The following is a 22,077-nucleotide window of genomic DNA, read 5'->3' as shown; positions in this document are numbered from 1 at the left end:
TGTAAACCTCCTCCTTTTACTATAGCTAATTCTTTGTGTAAAAGAACATAAATAATACAATTTAAAACAAAAATTATACTTAGTTAATTCATAATATTGATATATTGGTTTATTTAGAACTTTAGCTCCTAGTTGTAGAATTAACGCATTTTCCTCCATGATAACAGTAATAGTTATCTGCATTCATAGATATAATTTTTTCCAATGAATCTTGTGCCTTATCAGAATTAAGTGTGAATTGTGGGTTTGCTATTACTAGTTTTCCATTTTCTATAACAGCTGCATCTCCTGTCACAATAGAATTAGTCTCTTCTAAATATAATGAAATATGGCCAGGCATATGACCGGGAGTAGATATTATATGACATCCTCCTGCCCAATTAAAATAATCTCCATCTTTAACTGTTATATCTACATTAACAGGTTTTACTTTTCTTAGTGACTCGCAAAATTCAATTCCAAATTGTTTTTGCTCTTCTGGCAATACTTTCAGAATTTCCTCTGCTTGCAACAACCTAAGGGATTTCTTTCTACCAGAAATATATTCACTCTCTATTTTACTTGCTACTACTTTAACATTTGGATACTTTTCCTTAATTTCATATAAAGCTCCCATATGATCATCATCATGATGTGTAATAAGTACTTTTGTCAATGAATTTGGGTCTATGTTTTTTGATTTCATTGAAGTTTCTAATAAATTTAAAAAATTAGGATAGCCACAATCAACTAAAACAACATCATTATTATCTATTAGTAAAATAGGATTTATAGTTCGTATTTCATTTTCATATTTAAAATTAATATCTAACATTACTATTTTGTTCATCTTAGTTTCTCCTTCTATATAAGATTAGATTATTTTTTAAGTCATTTAAAAAGATAATCTGAACTATTCTGTATATTATCATAAATACACATGATTGTCATTAGTCAGCATTCATATACATTGATATAGATAGTTTAATCATTTAAACCCTGATATAGAGTTAAATTATATAGTTAGGGTCTGTAATTCATTACATTAGAAGAGCTTATAAATAAATTATATAATAAGAATCTTAAATATTAAAAATTATATTAATAATTAGATATGAATCCTCAACATATGCTTCAATTTCACCTTTCATTTTAGTAACCAAGTTTTTTACAATAGCTAATCCCAAACCTGTAGTTTTCTTAGTTCTAGATTTATCGGCTGTATAAAAACGTTTGAACAATCTTTCAGCCTCTGCCTGATCTATATTAGGTGCATAGTTTTTAAAACCAATGCATACATGTTTTTCTCCTTCTTTTGCTGAAATAGATATATTTCCAGTTCCATGATTTAAATAGTTCTTTATCAGATTTTGAAAAATTCTTGTTAAGGCATCTTTATCTGCATAGATATAAATTGGTGTTGAAGGTATTTTTATGATTGGCTCTTCACTTTTTGATATAAAATCATAATAAAACAGAGAAATTACATTAGTAAGCACATTATTTACATTAATTTTTTCTAACTGCAATGGGTATTCATCCGATTCAATTCTAGTAAATTCAAAAAACTCATCCAACATTTTAACTAATGTTTCAATACGCATTCTAATTATGCTATAATATTCAACTTTCTTTTCTTTAGGAGTTTTCTCTGACTCCAGCATTTGAACATACCCAGCAATAGAGGTAAGTGGCGTTCTCAAATCATGAGATATGTTGGTTATCTCCTCTTTAAATTCATGTTGAGCCTTCGAAATAGCTATTTTTTCTGTTTTATAATAGCTAATTATATGATTTAATTGAATTGCCAGTTCATTAATTTCCTTTATTTTATTTGGAAGATTGATTTTCATATTTGTATCATTATTTCTAATAAACTGAAGCTTTTTTGCAATCTCTCTAATCCCTCTTTTATAAAGCAAAATATATGTGAATAATACACCTATTACTAATATAAGTATTATAATAGTTAACCAAAGCATAAAACCGCCTCCAAATCTATTTGATATCCTGCTTCTTAAAAATTAACCCTCCTATAGTTGAACACAAAGTCAGATAGAATAGAGCTACTGCAATTGCTATCTTCACATCCATCACTTGTGGGTGTGGTACAGCATTAGGCGAAAAATTCATAAGTAGCAAAATTCTTCCCCAATAGCTATTTCCAACTACTGAACCCAAAGATCCTATTATTAAGCTGAAGAATATGCTAAAGGCCATTGTACCCCCTATATTTTTAATCAAAAATGCTATCATTAGAAATATAGATCCATAGGCTGTATATAACAAACCCTGGATTAAAAACATTCGAAAAAGTAGCAGTAAATCATACATTGAAAAAAAACCATATATGCCAAAAACAAAAATTGATGTGATTTCTATAAAAAATATAGCAACAATCATCATTACAATTGAACCTAGAGATACTGTAATTAGTTTAGACATATAGATTTTTATACGACTAAAGCCTAAGGAAACAGAATCCTTAATTGTTCCTGTGCTGTACTCATTTGTTATAAACATTGTAATAAACATGGATTGAAACACAGATATAAAATATGGTAAGAAAGCTCTTTCCTCAAAGAGCATATATATCCAGTGAAAGGTACTCGGACTAAGCTTCTCTTTGATATGTGATGATGATTTAAAGTCTATTATAATATAGGATACAAAAATTGCAAGAATTCCTAAACAAATAAAAAAAGACTTACTACGTCTCAATTTATAAAAATCACTTTTTAATAAATTAATCATAATTGTTACCTCCCATCAATTTCATAAAATACTCTTCCAAATCATCACCCTTAGATTCAATAGAATATATTTTCACATTATTTTTTGCAAGTTCTAGACAAATTTTACCTGACATATCCAATAAGTCATAAACCTTAATTATATTGTTGGGTAACACCTCATAGTTTGTTATTTTGAAGACATCTTCTAAAACGAATGAAGCCGTAGTACTATCATCCACTTTTATATTTAGGTACTTTCTACATTTTAGCTTCAATTCCTTATCTGTAAACTCCTCTACTAATGTACCATTATTGATTATACCGTAGCGTGTTGCCAATTTAGAAAGCTCTCCTAATATATGGCTTGAAATTAAAATGGTTATACCATGCTCCTCATTAAGCTTTTTGAGTAGTTTTCTCATCTTAACAATACCCTCAGGATCAAGCCCATTTATTGGTTCATCAAGTATGAGAAAATCTGGATTTCCAAGCAGAGCAAGAGCTAAACCAAGACGTTGCCTCATGCCTAAAGAAAAATTCTTGACTTTTTTATTGCCCACATCCGACAATTCTACTGTTTTCAATATACTATTAATAACCTTTTTATCAGGTATACCTAATAGTTTACTTCGAAGTTCCATATTTTCAAATGCAGTAAAATTTGGGTATAAAGCAGGATGTTCGATTATACTACCTAATCTAGGAAGTCCAGCATTAATATTTTTTTTATCTTTTCTTGAAAATAATTCTATTTCACCTTTTGTTGGTTCAACAAGTCCTGTAATCATTCTAATCATTGTTGTTTTACCAGCACCATTTCTGCCAATAAACCCATATATATCTCCTTTTTTGATTTTCATATTTATATCATTAACTGCAGTACTACTTCCATATTGCTTTGTAAGTCCAAAGGTTTGTAAAATATATTCAATCAACTTAGTTACTCTCCTTATTTAGTATATAATCTTATTATGAAGTATAAAGTTTACTCGCTCATCTTAAAGCCTATTCCCCAAACTGTTTGTATGTACTCATCTAAGGGATTTGCCTTCGCAAGCTTTGAACGAATATTGCTAATATGTACATTTATTGTATTCTCATCTCCAAAAAATTCATCATTCCATACATGCTCATAAAGATTTGATTTAGTAAATACCTTTTTAGGATATTTCATCAATAATTCTAGAATTAAAAATTCTCGTTTTGTAAGGCTTACAGAAGTCTCACCTACCTGTACCGAATGGGTTTCTATATCTATTGTTATATCCTTATAAGTTACCTTATTATATTCATTTTTGAGATTTGAAGTGTGTTTATACCTTCGTAGCTGCGCTTCAATTCTTGCCAACAGCTCATCATTATTAAATGGCTTTATAATATAATCATCAGCACCGGACTTCAGCAGATTGATTGTTGATTCTTTATCACTCTTTGCCGAAAGTCCGATAACTGGAACATTACTATGTTTTCTAATTTCTTTTAGTACTATCTCTCCTGACAATCCTGGAAGCATAAGGTCAAGAAGTACTAGATTAATTTTATTATTAAAAACCATTAAAGCTTCTGTACCTGAATAAGCTGATTTTGTATCGTATCCATTTTGGTCTAATAAGTCACGAATCATATTACTTATATCATTGTCATCCTCTATAACCAATATTAAAGTTTTATTACTCATTACGTTTTAACACCTACCTAACGTTAAATATTAAATTTATAATAACTTACCTTAACAACGCTAACTAGTTTCCTTTCTATTTTACCACTATTCTTGCTATCTAAACTACAAATATAGATATTGTATCCTATCCACATAACTCATTAAATCTTGATCAATCTTTAACTCCTAGTTAAATTAATTTATATATTTAGATTGTTAAGCTAATTTAATAATATCAGTCAACTTTTTTTCTAATTTATCGCTGCTTTTAGCTATGCAAATAATAAACAAAGCTATTATTCCCCAGGCCCACATGGGTATTACTATATTAGATGAGCCTAATGCTGATGCTGCCAGTATTTCCCAAGGCCTTGTAAGTAGCATTATTATAACATATCTTTTTAAACTTATTTTACTAAGTCCTGCTACGAAACCAATAGTATCATCAGGGAAAAATGGAAGAAATAATAGCAATGTAAGAAGTAATTGTCCTTTCTTGGACGAAAAATGTTCCTCATACTTATTTAAAACTTTAGGATTTACAAACCTCTCCACAAAAACTCTTCCAAATTTTTTTCCAAAAATAAATACTATTGAAGAACCGCTTATAATTGCCATCATGCTAATAAAAAAAGATTCCCACATGCCAAATACTGTTCCACCTACTACAGCACTTATATTGCTAGGTATTGGTGCAATAATAACAGATGTTAATTGAACAATAAAAAATATTAAATAAGCTTTTTCTCCGTATCCTTCAATATATTTTTTAAATTCTTCAGCTGAGGACATGTAATCTAAAATACCACTTGATTTCACATAACCAAATATTCCTATAAATATAATAATAACTGCTAATAAGTAAGAAAAAAATTTTATTTTGTCATTAGATTTATTCATATATTACACTCATCCTCCCTGCTCTTATTCCTTCTATATATAATTTATTTTCTGGTAATTTTATTTCTTTAAGATCACCTTTATAAATCATTTTTCCTTCTATATTCAGCAAACTTTGAGGCCTAACCAAATTTCTTGATATTTTAAGATCTGCAACACCACTTTCATTTAAAATATAATATACAAATTCTGAACATAAGAATCTATTATCGCTACAAACTGCCTTATTCAACAAACTATGCACAAGCCCCTTATAGTTATATTTATAAATATCACTATTGGAAATAAAATGATCTAATAGTAATTTAGCCTTTTCATACTTTTGCTTAGACACTTCAATCTCAATTATTGCACCAGGTAATATATTGCAAAATTTATATACACCTTCATTGATATCCTCTTTTCTAAACCTTCCTATAAAAGGATTATAGGTATTCCTCCTTCCAAAGCTGTACATATGATTAAGTTCTTTATCTAAAGAAATAGCTGCATGTGTATATTCATCATCTTTAAAAATTCGAATAAGCTTAGACATGACAGTATTTGTTCTTGTTAAAACTATATATAAATAATATTTTTCCATGATAATTTACCTCCATTAATTTAATTTATGTATTTATTATGATATATAGAGTTTAAGAACCTATTAAAAAAGTCTTAAGAAAAACTTAAGTATAAATTAAAATCTGATTAAAGTATAAAAAAGCCAGCTAAGGTAAAATTATTTCACCCTACTGGCTTCTCTATGGTATGCACTACTTTTCCAATATATCAGAAAGTTAGCATTAATATATTTTTATATAGCTAAGTTAAAACAGTGTCTCCTTTACTTCTGCTGTAAAATCTATCAAATTCATATGATAAAATTTTATCTCTTACGAACAGGAATCCAAACCTCACTATAAGCGAAATCCTTTTTATGTTTATCCATTCTAGTAAAAGAAAAACTAGGGGCGTTGATTACTTCATAATTGGAAGAAGGAAGCCACTCTGAATATATTTTTGCCATTGTTTCTTGTAACGTAGAAGGAAATAACCCTTCATTTGGAAATATGGCCCAAGTATTAGCTGCTACCGGAACTTTTTCTAATAAGTCGCTTACCTCATTTTTAGTCGTTAAAATACCTATTAGATGAGTTAAATATCCTTCTTCTTTTAAAAAATTAGCGTCTGCCTCATAAGAAGCATTGACAATTTCATAAGGTTCAATATTTTGAAGAGAATGCATCTCCTTCTTTTGTTCGTCCGTTATGATTTTTGCAAGCTTTACAATCTCATTATTAACACCTTCAAATTGCATAGGGACACGTTTACTTACACCTACTAAATTAAATGCTGGTTTGTCTTCAATTCTAAATTCCATACTAATTCCTCCTTTGACGGTTATTACAAATGAAAGTTTGGGAAATGATTTACTTATACCTTTTTTCGTTACATCTGAAGGTAAAAATCCACTCCATTTTTTAAATGATCTACTAAAGCCGTCCATTGACTGATAACCATATTTAAAAGCAACATCTGTTACTTTTTCTCCATTTAATAAATCCTTACTTGCTTCCGACAGTTTTCTGTTTTTAATATATTCACTGAGAGTCATCCCCGAAATATAAAAGAATATCTTTCTAAAGTGATAGTCAGAAACTCCAGCATATTCAGAAATCATCTCAAGAGATAGATTATCAGTTATATGGTCTTCAATATAATCAATTACATGATTTAATTCGTTTAACATTATCTCCCTCCTTTTCATATCTACATAATACTAAATTTACCTTAACCATGCTCGACTTTTTTTACATAAAAAATATCGGATTGTTATATAAAAGAAATATTATAAAATATTCTTTATTTATTCCAATTCCATCTTTGTTATTTTAAAAAAAGCGCTTCTTTATAAAAACAGCACCAATCAATAATGTAGCGATTAAAAGGAAGCTAGCAGATATCATTGAATAGAAATCCATATATGAAGCAACAGTTTCCCAATTATCTCCCGCTAACATTCCTAAATAAACAAGCACCATATTCCAAATAAGTGTACCAAGTAGTGTCAATGATAAAAATGAAATTAAATTCATTTTTGCCATTCCTGCTGGTATAGATACTAGACTTCGAATGACTGGAACAAATCTACAAAAGAATACTGCCTTATTACCATATTTATTAAACCATTCTCCCGCTGTTATAACATCTTCTTTTTTTAAATGTAGCTTTTTCGCAAGTTTACTATCAAATAGTCGTGTAAATAGTTCTGAATTTAATCCTCTACCTAGAAAATACAATACAATCGCACCAAATACTGAACCTATCGTAGCTGCTACAGTGCACCCCAATAAGTTCATGTTGCTAAATGTAGTCATAAAACCTCCAAAGGTTAAAATAATCTCAGAGGGTATCGGTGGAAAAATATTTTCAATGGCAATTAGCAAACCAATGCCAATGTAACCAAAATGGTTAATTACTTCTAAAATAATATTCTGCATTATTATTCCCTCCATTCAAAAACATGATGCTAATTTTTCCCAATATATAATTCTGCTTAACATTCTCCAAAAATTACTTAATAATATTAAGTAGCAAATTCTAAATAAGTATAGAATAATTACTTAATGATGTAAATTTCTATTTAAATATAGCTACTCATAATCTAAAAGAAGCTATTTATATATTAAACTTCTCAATATGATATAGCTTCTGCTCTTATATTTATATATGACTATGCTAATGAATTATTTTCTTTATAACTAGATTATCTATTATTTTATATAAAAATAATAGAATAAATAGTCCAATAGAGTATAGATTTAACATAAAGTTCATAGCTTTTAATAAAAAAGAATCATCTAAAATTGTATTGGTAAATATCCCAATTAATGTCATTATAATTGCAAAAATTAAAATATAACCAATAAGATAGTAATGACTAGATAGCTCAAAAATTCCACTATTTTTAGAAACTGAGGTGAATTCTTCTACTTGAAATTGAGCAATGGCAGCTTTTGTAGCCTCATCCTTCGTTTTTCCATTATCCTGAAGATCCTTTACAAAATCGTTTAAATAAGACTTAAGATCTTCTTTTTCTTGCTTATTTAATACCAAATTATCCACAAAAACATCAATATTATCATACCTTCTTAATAGTACATTGATTTTCATATGATCAATATAGTTTAAAATACTCCACACAATAGCAATTGCAATTGCCATCCCATAAGTTAAAAACTCCATCATCGTACTTATTTCGGGATTAATTTTATTGTTGTATAAAGAAAACATAAATGCAATCATAGATATTAATAATAACCATGGATATCGAATGTCTGATAAATTAAATATTTTTTTTACAAATATTTGCATAGCAAAACCTCCTAAATAAATTTTTCAACTACTTCCACTGTTTCTTTCCAATCTCTTATATCTTGAGAAAGTCGATCTTTACCCTGCTCTGTAATCTTAAAGTATTTTCTTCGGCCTCCCTCAGATTCACTTCCCCAATAAAAATCAATAGCTCCCTGTTTTTCTAATCTTTTTAAAGATAGATACATTGTTGCTTCTAAAATTTCAAATCGACCTTCAGTTCTTGACTTTATTATTCTTGAAATTTCATAACCATAGTTATCTCCTTGAGTTAGAACGCTCAGGATAAGAATATCGATAGTTCCTTTTAACATCTCCTTATTCAAGATATCACCTCCTCAATTACTTAATAACATTGAATACTTAACTGTCATTAGTTTATCATTATTACTTAATAATGTAAAGCAATTTATTCCTTAATTTATTAACTTATTGCTTTTGCTGTTTGTTCTCTTAGACACCGCCAAGTCCAATAAAAATTCTATAATACTATTAATTTCGCCAAATTTTAAATCTTCTATGTAAAATTCCATCAAACAAGGTTACATACAGTTATTAAATAATTTTATAAAAGTTCCGTAACTTAATGTACGTAATATTCAATAGTTATTTTTAATATATTTTTTGAAATTATGACTAAAAAAACAAACCTGCCAAAATTGACAGGTTTGCTTTTAAATACATTAATTAATATTCTGAGTTGATATATTTTTATTACTATGCTGATATAGTATACCAACCAAAGCCAAAAGCATCCCAGATACAATCAGGATTACTTCCACTGATACAATATCAGCTAATGGTCCAAAAATTAAAATGGCAACTGGCATTGCACTCGCAGATATAATCTGTATTATAGAAAAAACTCGTCCTAACATGGTTGGCTGAGTAGTTTCTTGAATAAGCACGGTTTGTGCCGTGGCTATAATCGGCATAAAGAAACCAGCCGTTCCCATAATAATTAAATATACGGTAAAGTTTCCTGCTATACCTAATAGACTAAAAGTTACACCGAAAGCTACAAGACATAAGGCAATAGTACGAACTTTGTCTTTAAAATTACTATATAGTGAAACGAATAATCCACCAACTAATGAGCCAACTGTCCAAACTATTTCATTGGTAGTTAGTCTCCATACCTCATTACCAAAGCTTCTTTCAACTAAAAGCGGAGATAGAACTGCTGCGGGAGTTATTAAAAAGAAAGAACATGCATAGCAGATTACAATCCCTCTTAATAATGGTTGGTGGAAAGTATAATCAATGCCTTCTTTGAGCTCAGTAAGTATAGGCGCTAGGTCATCAGTTCTCTGGATTTTTTCCACCTTTATAAAACTAATAATTAAGATGGCAAGCGCTGCCGTAACTACATCTAACATAAAAGCCCATGCAATATCCATAGAACCAAGCAACATACCTCCTACAGCAGGAGCCAGTAACATTAATACTGAATTCAATGTTTGATTGATGCCTTGTATTTTAGTTAGTTTATCCTGAGAGACAAGCTGAGGATAAATAGCATTCACAGCAGGAGTTTGAATACCTGCACCAATTGAACGTACTACTGATACTGCTAGTAAAAGTTCTATACGTTGAAATCCTGTCCAAAAAGCAATAGCAAGCCCAAATGTTGATACAGCAATAAAAGCATCTGCAATCATAATTAAATGTTTACGATTATACCTATCTGCCCAAACACCGCCCCACAGAGATATTGCTACCTGTGGAAGCATCGAGCAAATAGTAGACAGCATTAACCAAAATCCTGAAGAGGTTTCCAACGTAATATACCACATAATGGCAAAGCCTATAACCGCTGAGCCAAATAGTGATATATTTTGACTTATGAGAAATAGCGCTATTTTTTTATTGAATAAGGGAGAACCCTTATGATTATTATTTTTATTCATAATTTATAATTTATCCTTCCTCTTAATTCGTAATTTAAATCTTTATTTTTTATTTTATTTGTATTATTTTTTTATCCTTAATTTCGTAAATTACATCAGCCACATTATCAACTAATCTTTTATCGTGACTAATAAATATAATTGTCCCTGTATAATCTTTCATTAGCATCTCTAAGGCTTCTAAGCTAATTATATCCAAGTAATTACTTGGTTCGTCCATTAATAAGATATTGTACTTACCTAGCAATATTTGGGCTAACTTCAGTTTTATCATTTCTCCACCACTTAAAACAGATAATTTTTTACTGATGTCATTCTGTTGAAATCCCATTGAAGCAAGTACAGAACGAATTTCAGAAATTTTATAGTCACAGTTTTCCTGCATAAATTCCATAATATTTTTACTGCCATTATACTTATAAGCATTTTGATCAAAATATCCTATTTCAGCCTTAGGTGAAATTGTAATACCCTCTTCACAATTTAAGATCATTTGAATTAAAGTAGTTTTTCCTGTTCCATTACCACCTACTATCGCTACTTTTGATCCAAGTGGTATGCTAAAAGATGTATTTTCGAGCAATACCTTATCATCAAAACTTTTATTGATTTCAGTCCCAATAATAGGATATGGGTTATGAAGCGCTAGTGCTGCACTCTGACGAAATTGAATAACTCTGTTATTTTCTGGAGCCTCCACATCTCCAAGAGTTGCAATCTTGTGTTCTATTGATTTAACAGCATTATACATCTTTTTTTGCTTACTTCCTATAGTTTTCTGATGTGCTAAACGTCCACCATTTTCAGAACTATTTTTTCTAGTACTACTTTTAGCTTTCTTATCAATTTTCTGTGCCTGCTTTCGCTTCTCCTCTGCAGCTTTCTCTAATCGTTCACGCTCCTGAATAAATTTTTCATATTTCGTAGCCTGAACCCTACGTTCTTCATCTTTTTGACTAAGATAATCAGAATAGTTCCCCCAATACTCGGTAATCTTTCCATCTTTCAATTCCCATATTTTGTCTACTACTTCATCTAGAAAATAGCGGTCATGACTAATTACCATCAATGACCCTGGAAAATACTTTAATTGTCCAACTAAAAAATCAATTCCTTCACGGTCTAAATGACTGGTTGGCTCATCTGCAAAAATACCATGAACTTGTTCTGAAAGAGCTTGAGCTATTTTTAGTCTTGTTTCTTCACCACCACTCATTTTATCTACATCTAATTCATCAACCCTCATTTTGCCTAACAATGCAAAATCCTTGGGTTTCTGCAAATTCACTTCATCAAGTTGAGGTATATAGGCAAATTCCCCAAATCGTTTAATTTTACTTCCTGACGGCGTTAATTCTCCTAGGAGCACTTTTAGTAATGTACTTTTTCCTGCTCCATTTTCCCCTACTAAACCTATTCTGTCATAACTATATAATTCTAATTCCTCAATATCTAAGATATCACGCCCTGTATATTCTACAAAAATGTCTTTTCCTTTTATTAATAATTCCATCTTTATTCCTCCTGTATAAAATCGCATATTTTCATTTATTTTTCGCAGAGAAATTTCTGCGACTTTAACAGTAAGAATTATATAAAAATATAATACATATGTTTCCTCCTCCTCCTTCTTCCTTTCTTTATTCGTCCAATTAAAAAAGCACAGGTTGGTTACCTGTGCTTTGAGTAAACGGAAAATGTGTAACAAAATAGAAACACCTTGTATTCATTATAGAAACAAGTTATTTTTATAAACTAAATATATGGTCACTTCAAGAAAATTTCAAAATATTATTTTTAAACACACAAGAATAAATACTATTATTATTTATGCATATATACATATTTGCATAAATAATAAATCTAAAGTTAAATAAACATGCAAAATCCTCATAGTTTTAGCCCTGTCAGTATTATAATATTGAAATTTATTATTGATTCTAATTCTATTTTTAGGCATACAAAAAGAAGGTAGATTTGTCCCTTCTTTTATTCATCGTTAATAAGGTTCTCTTAAAAATAGGCAGACCAATCCCGATTACTCTACACATAGGTAGGTTTTTTTAAGCACTATTCAATTAGTTACATAAAGTATAAAATCGAGATCTAAATATTCCACACATTTTTAAGCAACCCTCCTTTTATTTAAAATCATTAATATGTTAGCATATGTATTAGATTTTTGCAATCCTTAAATTATAAACTCTATCATATTTCATTCCTTTTCTAAAAATCTTTGCTTCGTAAATTCATTTTATATAGTTGCGTCCTCTACCTTAACAATCTTCTCAAATTTCTCTATCGTATTACCGGCTAATTGTAATTGATTATCAACAATACTAGCCTCCTCTATATGTGAAATGATTGCTTTAGCTGTTACCTTAAGTATTTCATCAATATCAGTAATTTCTGCATTCATATTAGCTATTTGATTTTTTTGATGATCTAAGATATCAATCACTTTTTTGACTTCTTCATAAACAATTGATGCAGATACTAAGCTGGACTCAACTTTTTCAATTACCTCTACAGAGGTTTCTACACCAATTTTAATAACTTCGATGGAGCGTTCTGAATTATTTTTTACATTTCCCGTTTCAATAGAAATATTCTCAATAAGTTTTGCTATATCTATCGTACTTTTTTTAGTCTGGTCAGCTAATTTTCGTATTTCCTCAGCAACAACTGCAAATCCTTTCCCTTGTTCTCCAGCTCTAGCAGCTTCAATAGAAGCGTTTAATGCTAAAAGATTCGTCTGTGATGCTATATTATCAATTAAATTAACTACATTTTTTACTTCAGAAAATTTACTTACCAGATTATTAATCATATCTCTATTTTTGCTGTACTCACTTTCAAGAGCTTTAATAATACTCATCATTTCTTCGATTGCTACTTTTCCATCATGTGATTTTTTTGCTGAATCTTCTGTAATTTCTAAAAGTCTGCTTCCTTCATCAGATAATTCTTTGGTTGCTTTGTCTGTTTCATAAGTTAAGTTGGATATTACCTCCATATGAAATTGTACATTCTTGGTAAGATCCGCCAAATCTTCATGTTGGCTATTCACTCTTTTATGCTGCTTCACTGTTTCTTGAATTACTTTTTTTATACTTTTTATAAAATCCAAAATATCTTTATATAAATTACTTAATAGATTTTTCTTTTTATCCTGAAATCTTTCGGATTTATCTTCTAAATTAGTATTTATTATTCGTTTGTTAAAAAACATGTTGTCCTCCCATTGTCTTAAATAAACCATTATAATTTCTAGTTCTCATTCAATATTTTTTAATTTAAGGCTACTTCTATCACTAAATTGATAAGTTAACTCTAAATTATTCAGTTAAATATTATTATCATTTAAAACTGCATAAAAATCAATAGAAATGTCAAACAACATTGTTTTTATTTTTCTTCTTTAGATTATCTTCAATTCTATATGGTAAGTATTTTCATAATCATACTTTTTCTTATTGGTTAATAAAAACATTTCCTCATTCTTTAATTGTTTTAAACGTCAACAGACAACCTAAAACACAAAGTCCTATTATTAAATAAAAAATATAATAATAATTCTTAAAAATATCTAAGATTAATCCAGAACTTGCTACACCTAAAATAGCTCCTATACCATATGCTGTAAAAACAACACCAAAGTTTTGACTATAATATTTTGTTCCATATAGAATTCCTGTAGATGTTGGGGCTATTGAAAGCCATCCACCTAAATTAAACCAGAATATTGAAAAAGCTATACTAAACAAAGTTGTATTATCGCTGTCTGAAAATAACATCAATAATGCTGCTATAATAATAAGATTATATGAAATTAACATGGCCTTTTTTGATGATAGCTTATCAGTTATCCATCCAAATACAGGTCTTCCAAGTCCATTAAAAATTGCAAATACAGAAATCATTGATGCCACCTTTTTTTGCGATAATCCGATTAATTGTATGCCAACATTGTTTGTTATTCCAATTAGCATTAACCCTATCATAGTTCCAATAATAAAATTTACATATAATCCTTTAAAGCTATTGGATCTAACCATCTCCTTGGTGTCTTTATCATTAGATTCATCATCTTTACCTGACTTTTTTTTAAGCATTCTAGCTTCCAATTCAGAAGGATATTTAAATTGATATGAAAGGATAGGGACTATAATACCAAAAGCTACTCCTAATATAAGAAAACTTTTCATAACTCCAAATATTTCAATTAAAAATCTTGCAAGTGGAGCTGTAACTAATGGTGATATCCCAAACCCTAATAAAACAAATCCAATAGCAAATCCTTTTTTTTCTGGAAACCACTTTGTTACTATCGCTATAGGAACACCATAAGCTATACCAACTCCTGCACCTCCAATAACCCCATATGTTATTGTTAAAATATAAATATTTGATGAAAAAGATGATAATATCCAACCAAATGATAATAGTAATGATCCAGTTAAAATAATAGCTTTCGGAGTAAATTTATCAAAATATCTTCCTGATAACATCATAAACAGTGCATAGAATGCCAAAGATGTCATGTATGGTAAACCACTTTGAGTCGAACCTATATTAAAAACTTTCTCCACAGGTATCCTGAAAATGCTCCAGGAGTAAACTGTACCAAAGCATATCATTATTATTATTCCTAAAAATACATATATCCATCTTAAACTAGCTTTCATACCCTTTCCCAGAACTAATTTATTTCCCATTAATATACTCCTTTCTTTTATTAAATAATTTATTTTTCCACTACCTAAGAAAATATATAACTATTAAGCAATTTTTTATAATTCTTTTTGATTTAAAAACGCACATCCATAATATCACATGCCTAATAAATGTTGTATATTTATGAAATTAGTTTTAGTGAAACATCAGTAATGTAGAGAAATCCACAATTCTGTACTAATACAACATGGTTAATCATATTATTATGTTATAGATAAACAACTTCATAATTTAATTAAATATTTTTAATTCACTACTTAAAAGTCAAAATAGTTCATAAATATGTTAAGAATCGGATTTGGTTATCTATATCAAATAATAGGAAGGAGTATGAATTAGATGAGAAAAGTTAAAGTTAGTTTACAGCCTATCGTTAATAAAATAAATTTACCAACTGTTTTAAGAACAGCTATAATTCCAGGCGAATCAAGTGAAAGTTTATTTATTGCAACTCAGGTAGGAAGAATCTTTTACATATCTAACGGAGCTATAAATACTTTCTTAGATATTCGCCCTCAAATAATAAAACTAGGTACTTCTAATGGGGGATATGATGAACGAGGATTGCTTGGACTAGCGTTTCATCCCGCATTTTATTATAATGGTCTTTTTTATCTTCATTATTCAGTAGCAGGAACACAAGGTCCTGGTGCTCTTTTTGAATCTTCTCAACCTAACCCATGTGATCCCAACACCTTAAATTTACAGTGGATAGATAGAGATGTTCAATATGATCATATTGATACAATTGAAGAATGGATTTTACAACCGAATGGTCAATCTCAAAAAAGGCGAACATTGCTTAACCTAAGAAGACCATTTGCCAATCATAATGGTGTCAATAGTTTAAATTTTTCCCCTGAAACTGGCAAACTTATTTTAACTACTGGAGATGGTGGATCAGGCTATGATCCATTTAACTTGAGTCAGGATAATATGGAAGTCTGTGGTAAAATAATTGAAATTGATGTAACTAAGAATACATTAATCAATAATCCACCTGTAGTCACACGTTTTAATGAACTTCCAATCTCTATTCAGGAAACACTTTCGGTAATGGCTAAAGGAGTTCGCAATATACCTGGCATTTCATTTCAAAGGTTTTATAACCAATATATAAAATATGTGGGCAATGTTGGACAGGATTTGGTAGAGTCGATTTTTTCATTTGTTAATTACAGACCAATACCTGTTGTTCAGCTTGTTCAATCTTATTTAAAATCCGAACCTAACCAAGAAAAATTTATTAACTTTGGCTGGCGAGGATGGGAAGGTACTTTTCCTTCTTCCCTTATAAGAGACTGCTCTGATAATCCAACTTTGAATGAGATAACAACTGCTTATTACAATGAAGCAGTAAAAACTTCAGCACAACGTCTCCAACCTTTAACTTGCTATTTTCATAAAGATTCACGACCAGATAAATTTGTTGGTTCTGCGCTTACAGGAGTTCAACCATATATGGGAAATAGAATACCAGGTTTAATGGGAAGCATTGTATTTACTGATTTTTCTAGGGAGGGAGAATCTCCAGCAAGAGGAGTTTTAGCTTATACAAGACCAAGAACAGATTGCAGACTAAATGATTTTAATATTATTGAAACTGATTATGACTTTGGGTCTCAATCATCTTATTATGTTTGTTTGGGAACAAATATGAATCAAACCAGACTTTATTTAGGGGTTTATGGTTCTGCCAATGTGGCTGATTTTAACCAAGGTACTATTTTTGAAATTATTCCTTCTTAATATTCATTCGGTCATTAAAAAGTTTTCTATTAAATGTCTAAATGTGACAACTACATATACAAGGAGGCATTAAAATTGAATAAAATGAATATAAGTAGGTTTATTTGTATTGGAGGCATATTAACAACAGTAGCTGTTCTATTCCAATCAGCACCTGTATTTTTACCTGCTATTGGATTATTCTTAAGCCCATTAAGTACTTTACCTATTGCAATAGCCGCTGCTTCTAATATTCCTCTTGGCTTTACCGTATTTTTTTCTTCTGTATTAATCCTTTCTATAATTAGTCTACAAGAGTCACTAATTCTACTTTTCACCACCGGACTATTAGGCATCGTCATCGGAACATTGGTTTTTAGGAGGGGAATAATAATTTCTATATTATTTTCAAGCATAACACTATCCCTTGGTATAACATTTTCAACTTATATAATAGGTATTCCAGCGTTTGTAGATTTAGCTAGCTCATTATCAACTCATTTAGCTTTTTTAGTATTTTTCTTATTTTCACTTATTTACGCGAGCATATCTAATATTTTCCTTAAAAATTTCATGAATTACCTTATAAAGATAATAAGTGCAAACTCCAATAAGTCATAGCATGAAAATCTGTTTATCTTTTCTTTATTATAATTGATTTAATTCCAAGCTTTTTCAAAAAACAGTAAATTAACCAAAGTTAATCTACTGTTTTTTTATTAAACTAAGTAATCAATTAAATGTTCTATTCCTCTAACCAATGTATCATCCTCAAGAACTTCTACTGTTCCAAAATCACCAAGTTCATGAGCACGATTAATTTGTTTACGAATCATATCCTGTAGTTATAGTTCATGTTCAAGATCATTACGAATAAAATCCCTCATTTTCATGACGTATTTCATAAGGAGGTTCTATGGTACAAAGTTACTTGTTTTCATAAGATTTACCTCCATATAGTTTTTTAATTTTAGCTCTAATTTGCTCTTATAAATCATGATTTATACAAAACATTATTATCTAAAATTTAGAAGCTTAAAAGAGATATCTTTTACATTAGTTCTAAAATTGATATCTTTATGATATTATGCTTTTACCAAATATGAGGCAAAGATTTCATTTTATCGCCCCAGTTAGCCAGCGCCTTAAGAGCCGGAATAAGACTTTCTCCGTTATCTGTCAAGGAGTATTCAACCCGAGGCGGTATCTCCATAAACTGTTTACGGTTGATAATGCCATAAGATTCCAATTCTTTTAGTGCTTGAGTTAACATCATGTTAGTAATCCCCTGAATATCCCTTTTTAATTCGTTATATCTCATAGTTTCGTTTTTATGCAAAGACCAGATAATAGGCAATCTCCACTTACCACCGATAAGGTTTAAGGCAAATGTCAGTGGACAGCTATCAAATTTGTTTTTATAAGATCCTTTATCATTCATAAAATCACTCCCATGCTCAGTTTTTTCTTACTTAAATAAAAAATATTGTATGTTTGTTACAATAATTTTAGCTGATATAATTATAATTTAAGGCTGATTAATCAGTCAAAATTATTTTATACCTATATGAAAGAATGATTTATGATAGAAATGATAATACACTAAAATTCTATTAATATAAAAGTTTTAGAGTAAGTATCAGATATTCGATGGATTTGTTATGGTATTTAGAAATGTTTAATCTTTAATAAATCAAAACTAATCTACTAACTCAGCTCTGGACTTAATATGTTATAACTAAGTATAAAAATAAGGGCTCCTTATATCTAATTCCTTGTCGACAAAATTGAAATAAGAATTTGATATTCGGAATACCCTTACTATTCTCCAAATCTACTATTTTTTAATTTTAACTTTTTCTTCTTTCAATGACTCCATAAAAGAAAAACACATAATAACTAAAACAACTGCAAATGGTAATGCCGAAATTATTGCCATTGTTTGTAATCCTTCTAAGCCACCACTGAGAAGTAAAATTATTGCAATGGAGGATTGTAAAATTCCCCATATAATTTTCACCTTATTTTTAGGATTAGGATCTCCATTTGAAGATAACATTCCTAAAACGAAAGTTGCAGAATCTGCTGATGTAATAAAAAATGTTATTATTAGTAAAGTGGCTAGAATTGATACTATTGTGCCTAATGGAAGTTGTCTCAATATAAGAAACAAAGCAGATGTTACATCTTTTTCTACAGCTTTTGCAACACCAGCATCTTGAAAAATTTCGAGATTTAATGCAGTTCCTCCAAAAACAGAAAACCAAATGAAACTTACTATGCTCGGAATAAATAGGACACCTAATACAAATTCCTTTATCGTCCTTCCTTTTGATACTCTAGCAATAAACATCCCAACAAATGGAGCCCATGCAATCCACCATGCCCAATAGAACAATGTCCAGTTTCCAATCCATGTTCCTCTAGTAAATGGCGTTAACCTTAAGCTCATCTGAATTAAATTTTGAAGATATCCACCTAATGTTGTTGTAAAAGCTTCAAATATAAATGATGTCGGACCTACAAACAAAACAAATATCATTAACACACCAGCTACACCTATATTAAGATTACTTAATATTTTTATACCCTTATCCAATCCTGTTGTAGCAGATATTAAATATAAGACTGTTACTATGGCTATTATAATAATCTGAACTCTAACCTCGTTGGGGATATTCAATATCTCATGCAATCCTCCATTTACTTGAAGCGCCCCTAATCCTAAAGATGTGGCAATTCCAAAGGCAGTTGCAATAACTGCAAGTATATCAATAAGCTTTCCTATAGGACCATTTACTTTATCTTTTAATAATGGATAAAAGGTTGAACTTATTAAGCCATTGGACTCTTTTCGATAATTGAAATAGGCCAAACATAATCCTACAAATGTATAAATAGCCCAGGGATGTAGTCCCCAGTGAAAGAAAGAATAACGCATTGCCGTACGTGCTGCTTCTGCTGATTCCCCAAGACCTACTGGAGGATCCATATAATGCTGTAAAGGCTCTGCGACACCCCAAAACACTAATCCAACTCCCATACCTGCACTAAATAACATAGCAAACCAAGAAATATTGTTGTAATTAGGGCGATCTTCATCTTTTCCAAGTCTAATTTTTCCATATTTGCTAAATATCAAATATATTGAAAAACATAAAATAAAAAAGGCTGTAAGTAGATAGAACCACCCAAATCTTTTAGTCATAATATTTAGTAAATATGTTGCAGTAGCTGCTAAATTGACAGGAGAAATTATACCCCATATTACGAATAAGCCAATTATAATTAATGATATGTAAAAAACCATATTATACCTCCAATTTATTGTACTAATATACTTAGTATTTCTCGAAATACTAAGTATATTCTATAATTTTCTTTATTTCCATAACAAAAGACATCATAAATTGATATATACTCTATCATACCTTCAATCAGTATTTCATAAAATATATTATTATTATTAAATGGAGGGTGTATTATGCCTTATAAAAATAATTGGATTCCTACAAAAGACCTTGAAGAAATGTCAAAAACAAATTATGATGTGCTTATTATTGGAACTGGTTTTGGAGGAGGAACAACCTTGCATAGGCTCTGTCAACTCTGGAAAAACCACGGTGATAAAAAGATAGGAATAATTGAAAGAGGAGATAAGCTATTTCATTCCCACTCTCTGAATATTCCCACACAGAATGTTAATACTGCGAGAGGTGAACTACTTCCAGATAATTCTACTCTCATTGGGGAACGTCTGCCTCAATTTCCTGGTGCTCGAATGGTATATGCTCTTGGTGGCCGATCATTGTTTTGGAATGCAGCTACTCCAAGACCAATTCAATCCGAACTTAATAAATGGCCTATTAATCCAAGGGCATTAAATATATATTATAGTATGGCAGAAGATATGGTGAATACTACAACTGCTTATGCAAAGGGCTCGGCAATTCAAGATGCTATGTTAAACAAACTTCGTGAAAATGGAATTTGGGAAGCTAATCATATGCCTCTTGCTTTTGATATAAGATCTTCTCATCAAGGAGAAATTCATTCTAATCCTTGGTTTAGTTCCATAAATACTCTAGCTGCAGCATTCTTTGACAGATCATATGACCTTGCTATAAATGCCTATGCCTCTAGAATTATTGTAGAGAATGGGAGAACTGCTGGTGTGGAAGTATTTTCTCCTGATAAGAAAGCTCACATCCTTAAGTCAAAAAACATAGTATTGTCTTGTGGCGCTTTAGAAACACCACGACTACTCCTTAATTCTGGGATTTTTGGTCCCGCAATTGGACGTTATTTAACAGACCATGTGTCCATTATTGCCATGGGTGAAATAAGTAGAAGACAGTTCCCTGATAATGTTGGTAATCTTTCTATTTTAAAATTTGAAACTAATGAATCCCTTTATCAGATTCAGATTCTTGGCCCTAATCAATATTACTCATACCAACAATTTGAAGATAAATTTCTTCCAGATCAGCTTACAGTTGTTTATGCAGCCTTTGGAAGAACAGAGTCTCGAGCTGAAAATAGAGTGTATGTTGATCCATCTGAAAAAGATGAATTTGGTGTGCCTCTTCAGCAAGTTCAATATGCTTTAAGCTATAGAGACTATCAAGTAGCTAACCAAATGGCACAAGGCATCAGACAGTCTGCAGATGCTATGAGAGTTACTCTTGTTGATCCTACTTTAATCCTTAGACCACCTGGAGCAGATATGCATGAGTCATGTTCTTGTAGAATAGGCATTGATCCAGCTACTTCAGCTACCAATTGCAATGGCCAAGTACATGGAGTTCAGGGTCTGTTTGTAGCTGATAATAGCGCCCTGCCTAGTCTATCTGCATCTGGACCAGTTCTTTCTAATATTGCTTTGTCAATAAGACTGGCAGATCATATTGTGAGTGAATCAAGGTTGTAATATACTAAATTTATAGATGTGAACGATTTCAAATTTCCACATCCAGTAAATAAGTCATTTTCAATTACATTTTCTCCAAAAATCGTTCACATCCCAAAACTGTCAAGAACTGCACCATTTCACCCTTGGGAAAGTTGTGAT

20 protein-coding genes are annotated in these 22,077 nt (G+C 30.3%); 2 read left to right on the top strand and 18 right to left on the bottom strand.

Annotated elements, in window-relative coordinates:
• Window positions 1–121 precede the first annotated feature (121 nt).
• The 15 genes from K0040_RS05505 to K0040_RS05435 all read right to left on the bottom strand — a co-directional run bounded on the left by K0040_RS05505 (window position 122) and on the right by K0040_RS05435 (window position 15,259).
• On the bottom strand, window positions 122–829 hold the full coding sequence (locus K0040_RS05505; protein WP_228107933.1) for an MBL fold metallo-hydrolase: 708 nt from the start codon (window positions 827–829) through the stop codon (window positions 122–124).
• Between the two features lie 232 nt (window positions 830–1,061).
• Entirely contained in the window at window positions 1,062–1,961 is a 900-nt protein-coding gene (locus K0040_RS05500) for a sensor histidine kinase (RefSeq protein ID WP_228107932.1), read from the bottom strand.
• A 16-nt stretch (window positions 1,962–1,977) separates the two neighbouring features.
• Window positions 1,978–2,733, bottom strand: a complete 756-nt coding sequence (locus tag K0040_RS05495; protein ID WP_228107931.1) for a DUF2705 family protein — start codon at window positions 2,731–2,733, stop codon at window positions 1,978–1,980.
• Window positions 2,726–3,649 carry an ATP-binding cassette domain-containing protein gene (locus K0040_RS05490; RefSeq protein ID WP_228107930.1) on the bottom strand — a complete coding sequence of 308 codons (924 nt, stop codon included), beginning with the start codon at window positions 3,647–3,649 and terminating at the stop codon, window positions 2,726–2,728. Before K0040_RS05490 ends, K0040_RS05495 begins: the two co-directional genes overlap by 8 nt.
• 50 nt (window positions 3,650–3,699) lie before the next feature.
• The gene (locus K0040_RS05485; protein ID WP_228107929.1) at window positions 3,700–4,392 is read right to left on the bottom strand and encodes a response regulator transcription factor; all 693 of its coding nucleotides are present in this window, start codon (window positions 4,390–4,392) and stop codon (window positions 3,700–3,702) included.
• Window positions 4,393–4,590: 198 nt separating this feature from the next.
• Window positions 4,591–5,274 (bottom strand): TVP38/TMEM64 family protein, encoded by a 684-nt coding sequence (locus K0040_RS05480; protein ID WP_228107928.1) that lies wholly within the window; start codon window positions 5,272–5,274, stop codon window positions 4,591–4,593.
• Window positions 5,267–5,857 carry a hypothetical protein gene (locus K0040_RS05475; RefSeq protein ID WP_228107927.1) on the bottom strand — a complete coding sequence of 197 codons (591 nt, stop codon included), beginning with the start codon at window positions 5,855–5,857 and terminating at the stop codon, window positions 5,267–5,269. Before K0040_RS05475 ends, K0040_RS05480 begins: the two co-directional genes overlap by 8 nt.
• Window positions 5,858–6,142: 285 nt before the next feature.
• Complete coding sequence (locus tag K0040_RS05470; protein WP_228107926.1) at window positions 6,143–7,006, bottom strand: AraC family transcriptional regulator; 864 nt, start codon at window positions 7,004–7,006, stop codon at window positions 6,143–6,145.
• Between the two features lie 142 nt (window positions 7,007–7,148).
• Complete coding sequence (locus K0040_RS05465; RefSeq protein WP_228107925.1) at window positions 7,149–7,757, bottom strand: DedA family protein; 609 nt, start codon at window positions 7,755–7,757, stop codon at window positions 7,149–7,151.
• 238 nt (window positions 7,758–7,995) lie between these two features.
• On the bottom strand, window positions 7,996–8,631 hold the full coding sequence (locus K0040_RS05460; protein WP_228107924.1) for a hypothetical protein: 636 nt from the start codon (window positions 8,629–8,631) through the stop codon (window positions 7,996–7,998).
• Window positions 8,632–8,642: 11 nt separating this feature from the next.
• Window positions 8,643–8,957, bottom strand: a complete 315-nt coding sequence (locus K0040_RS05455; RefSeq protein WP_228107923.1) for a PadR family transcriptional regulator — start codon at window positions 8,955–8,957, stop codon at window positions 8,643–8,645.
• Between the two features lie 357 nt (window positions 8,958–9,314).
• Window positions 9,315–10,541: an MFS transporter gene (locus tag K0040_RS05450; RefSeq protein ID WP_228107922.1), complete on the bottom strand. Its 1,227-nt coding sequence runs from the start codon at window positions 10,539–10,541 to the stop codon at window positions 9,315–9,317.
• 49 nt (window positions 10,542–10,590) lie between these two features.
• Entirely contained in the window at window positions 10,591–12,054 is a 1,464-nt protein-coding gene (locus K0040_RS05445) for an Msr family ABC-F type ribosomal protection protein (RefSeq protein WP_228107921.1), read from the bottom strand.
• Window positions 12,055–12,795: 741 nt separating this feature from the next.
• Window positions 12,796–13,773: a methyl-accepting chemotaxis protein gene (locus K0040_RS05440; protein ID WP_228107920.1), complete on the bottom strand. Its 978-nt coding sequence runs from the start codon at window positions 13,771–13,773 to the stop codon at window positions 12,796–12,798.
• 265 nt (window positions 13,774–14,038) lie between these two features.
• Complete coding sequence (locus K0040_RS05435) at window positions 14,039–15,259, bottom strand: L-lactate MFS transporter (RefSeq protein ID WP_228107919.1); 1,221 nt, start codon at window positions 15,257–15,259, stop codon at window positions 14,039–14,041.
• A gap of 358 nt (window positions 15,260–15,617) precedes the next feature.
• Between K0040_RS05435 and K0040_RS05430 the strand changes: the two genes are divergently transcribed.
• Entirely contained in the window at window positions 15,618–17,027 is a 1,410-nt protein-coding gene (locus tag K0040_RS05430) for a PQQ-dependent sugar dehydrogenase (protein WP_228107918.1), read from the top strand.
• Window positions 17,028–17,077: 50 nt separating this feature from the next.
• On the opposite strand, the gene K0040_RS05425 is transcribed toward K0040_RS05430, so the two are convergent.
• The 3 genes from K0040_RS05425 to K0040_RS05415 all read right to left on the bottom strand — a co-directional run bounded on the left by K0040_RS05425 (window position 17,078) and on the right by K0040_RS05415 (window position 20,316).
• Window positions 17,078–17,368 carry a hypothetical protein gene (locus tag K0040_RS05425; protein WP_228107917.1) on the bottom strand — a complete coding sequence of 97 codons (291 nt, stop codon included), beginning with the start codon at window positions 17,366–17,368 and terminating at the stop codon, window positions 17,078–17,080.
• A 731-nt stretch (window positions 17,369–18,099) separates the two neighbouring features.
• Window positions 18,100–18,447 carry a winged helix-turn-helix transcriptional regulator gene (locus tag K0040_RS05420; RefSeq protein WP_228107916.1) on the bottom strand — a complete coding sequence of 116 codons (348 nt, stop codon included), beginning with the start codon at window positions 18,445–18,447 and terminating at the stop codon, window positions 18,100–18,102.
• 396 nt (window positions 18,448–18,843) lie between these two features.
• Window positions 18,844–20,316, bottom strand: coding sequence for a glycine betaine uptake BCCT transporter (locus K0040_RS05415; protein WP_228107915.1), 1,473 nt, complete (start codon window positions 20,314–20,316; stop codon window positions 18,844–18,846).
• 279 nt (window positions 20,317–20,595) lie between these two features.
• On the opposite strand from K0040_RS05415, the gene K0040_RS05410 reads away from it, so the two are divergent.
• Entirely contained in the window at window positions 20,596–21,936 is a 1,341-nt protein-coding gene (locus K0040_RS05410) for a GMC oxidoreductase (protein WP_228107914.1), read from the top strand.
• Window positions 21,937–22,077: the final 141 nt, after the last annotated feature.

Source organism: Terrisporobacter petrolearius (assembly GCF_020748185.1).
Lineage (GTDB): Bacteria > Bacillota > Clostridia > Peptostreptococcales > Peptostreptococcaceae > Terrisporobacter > Terrisporobacter petrolearius.
Note: the sequence above shows the minus strand (reverse complement) of the source record. Positions and strands in the feature narration are given on the sequence as shown.

Excerpts from the sequence above, each read along its gene's own strand:
- K0040_RS05505 (WP_228107933.1), bottom strand. The coding sequence starts at position 829 with ATGAACAAAATAGTAATGTTAGATATTAATTTTAAATATGAAAATGAA.
- K0040_RS05500 (WP_228107932.1), bottom strand. The coding sequence starts at position 1,961 with ATGCTTTGGTTAACTATTATAATACTTATATTAGTAATAGGTGTATTA.
- K0040_RS05495 (WP_228107931.1), bottom strand. The coding sequence starts at position 2,733 with ATGATTAATTTATTAAAAAGTGATTTTTATAAATTGAGACGTAGTAAG.
- K0040_RS05485 (WP_228107929.1), bottom strand. The coding sequence starts at position 4,392 with ATGAGTAATAAAACTTTAATATTGGTTATAGAGGATGACAATGATATA.
- K0040_RS05480 (WP_228107928.1), bottom strand. The coding sequence starts at position 5,274 with ATGAATAAATCTAATGACAAAATAAAATTTTTTTCTTACTTATTAGCA.
- K0040_RS05475 (WP_228107927.1), bottom strand. The coding sequence starts at position 5,857 with ATGGAAAAATATTATTTATATATAGTTTTAACAAGAACAAATACTGTC.
- K0040_RS05470 (WP_228107926.1), bottom strand. The coding sequence starts at position 7,006 with ATGTTAAACGAATTAAATCATGTAATTGATTATATTGAAGACCATATA.
- K0040_RS05465 (WP_228107925.1), bottom strand. The coding sequence starts at position 7,757 with ATGCAGAATATTATTTTAGAAGTAATTAACCATTTTGGTTACATTGGC.
- K0040_RS05460 (WP_228107924.1), bottom strand. The coding sequence starts at position 8,631 with ATGCAAATATTTGTAAAAAAAATATTTAATTTATCAGACATTCGATAT.
- K0040_RS05450 (WP_228107922.1), bottom strand. The coding sequence starts at position 10,541 with ATGAATAAAAATAATAATCATAAGGGTTCTCCCTTATTCAATAAAAAA.
- K0040_RS05445 (WP_228107921.1), bottom strand. The coding sequence starts at position 12,054 with ATGGAATTATTAATAAAAGGAAAAGACATTTTTGTAGAATATACAGGG.
- K0040_RS05440 (WP_228107920.1), bottom strand. The coding sequence starts at position 13,773 with ATGTTTTTTAACAAACGAATAATAAATACTAATTTAGAAGATAAATCC.
- K0040_RS05435 (WP_228107919.1), bottom strand. The coding sequence starts at position 15,259 with ATGGGAAATAAATTAGTTCTGGGAAAGGGTATGAAAGCTAGTTTAAGA.
- K0040_RS05430 (WP_228107918.1), top strand. The coding sequence starts at position 15,618 with ATGAGAAAAGTTAAAGTTAGTTTACAGCCTATCGTTAATAAAATAAAT.
- K0040_RS05425 (WP_228107917.1), bottom strand. The coding sequence starts at position 17,368 with ATGACGATGCCTAATAGTCCGGTGGTGAAAAGTAGAATTAGTGACTCT.
- K0040_RS05420 (WP_228107916.1), bottom strand. The coding sequence starts at position 18,447 with ATGAATGATAAAGGATCTTATAAAAACAAATTTGATAGCTGTCCACTG.
- K0040_RS05415 (WP_228107915.1), bottom strand. The coding sequence starts at position 20,316 with ATGGTTTTTTACATATCATTAATTATAATTGGCTTATTCGTAATATGG.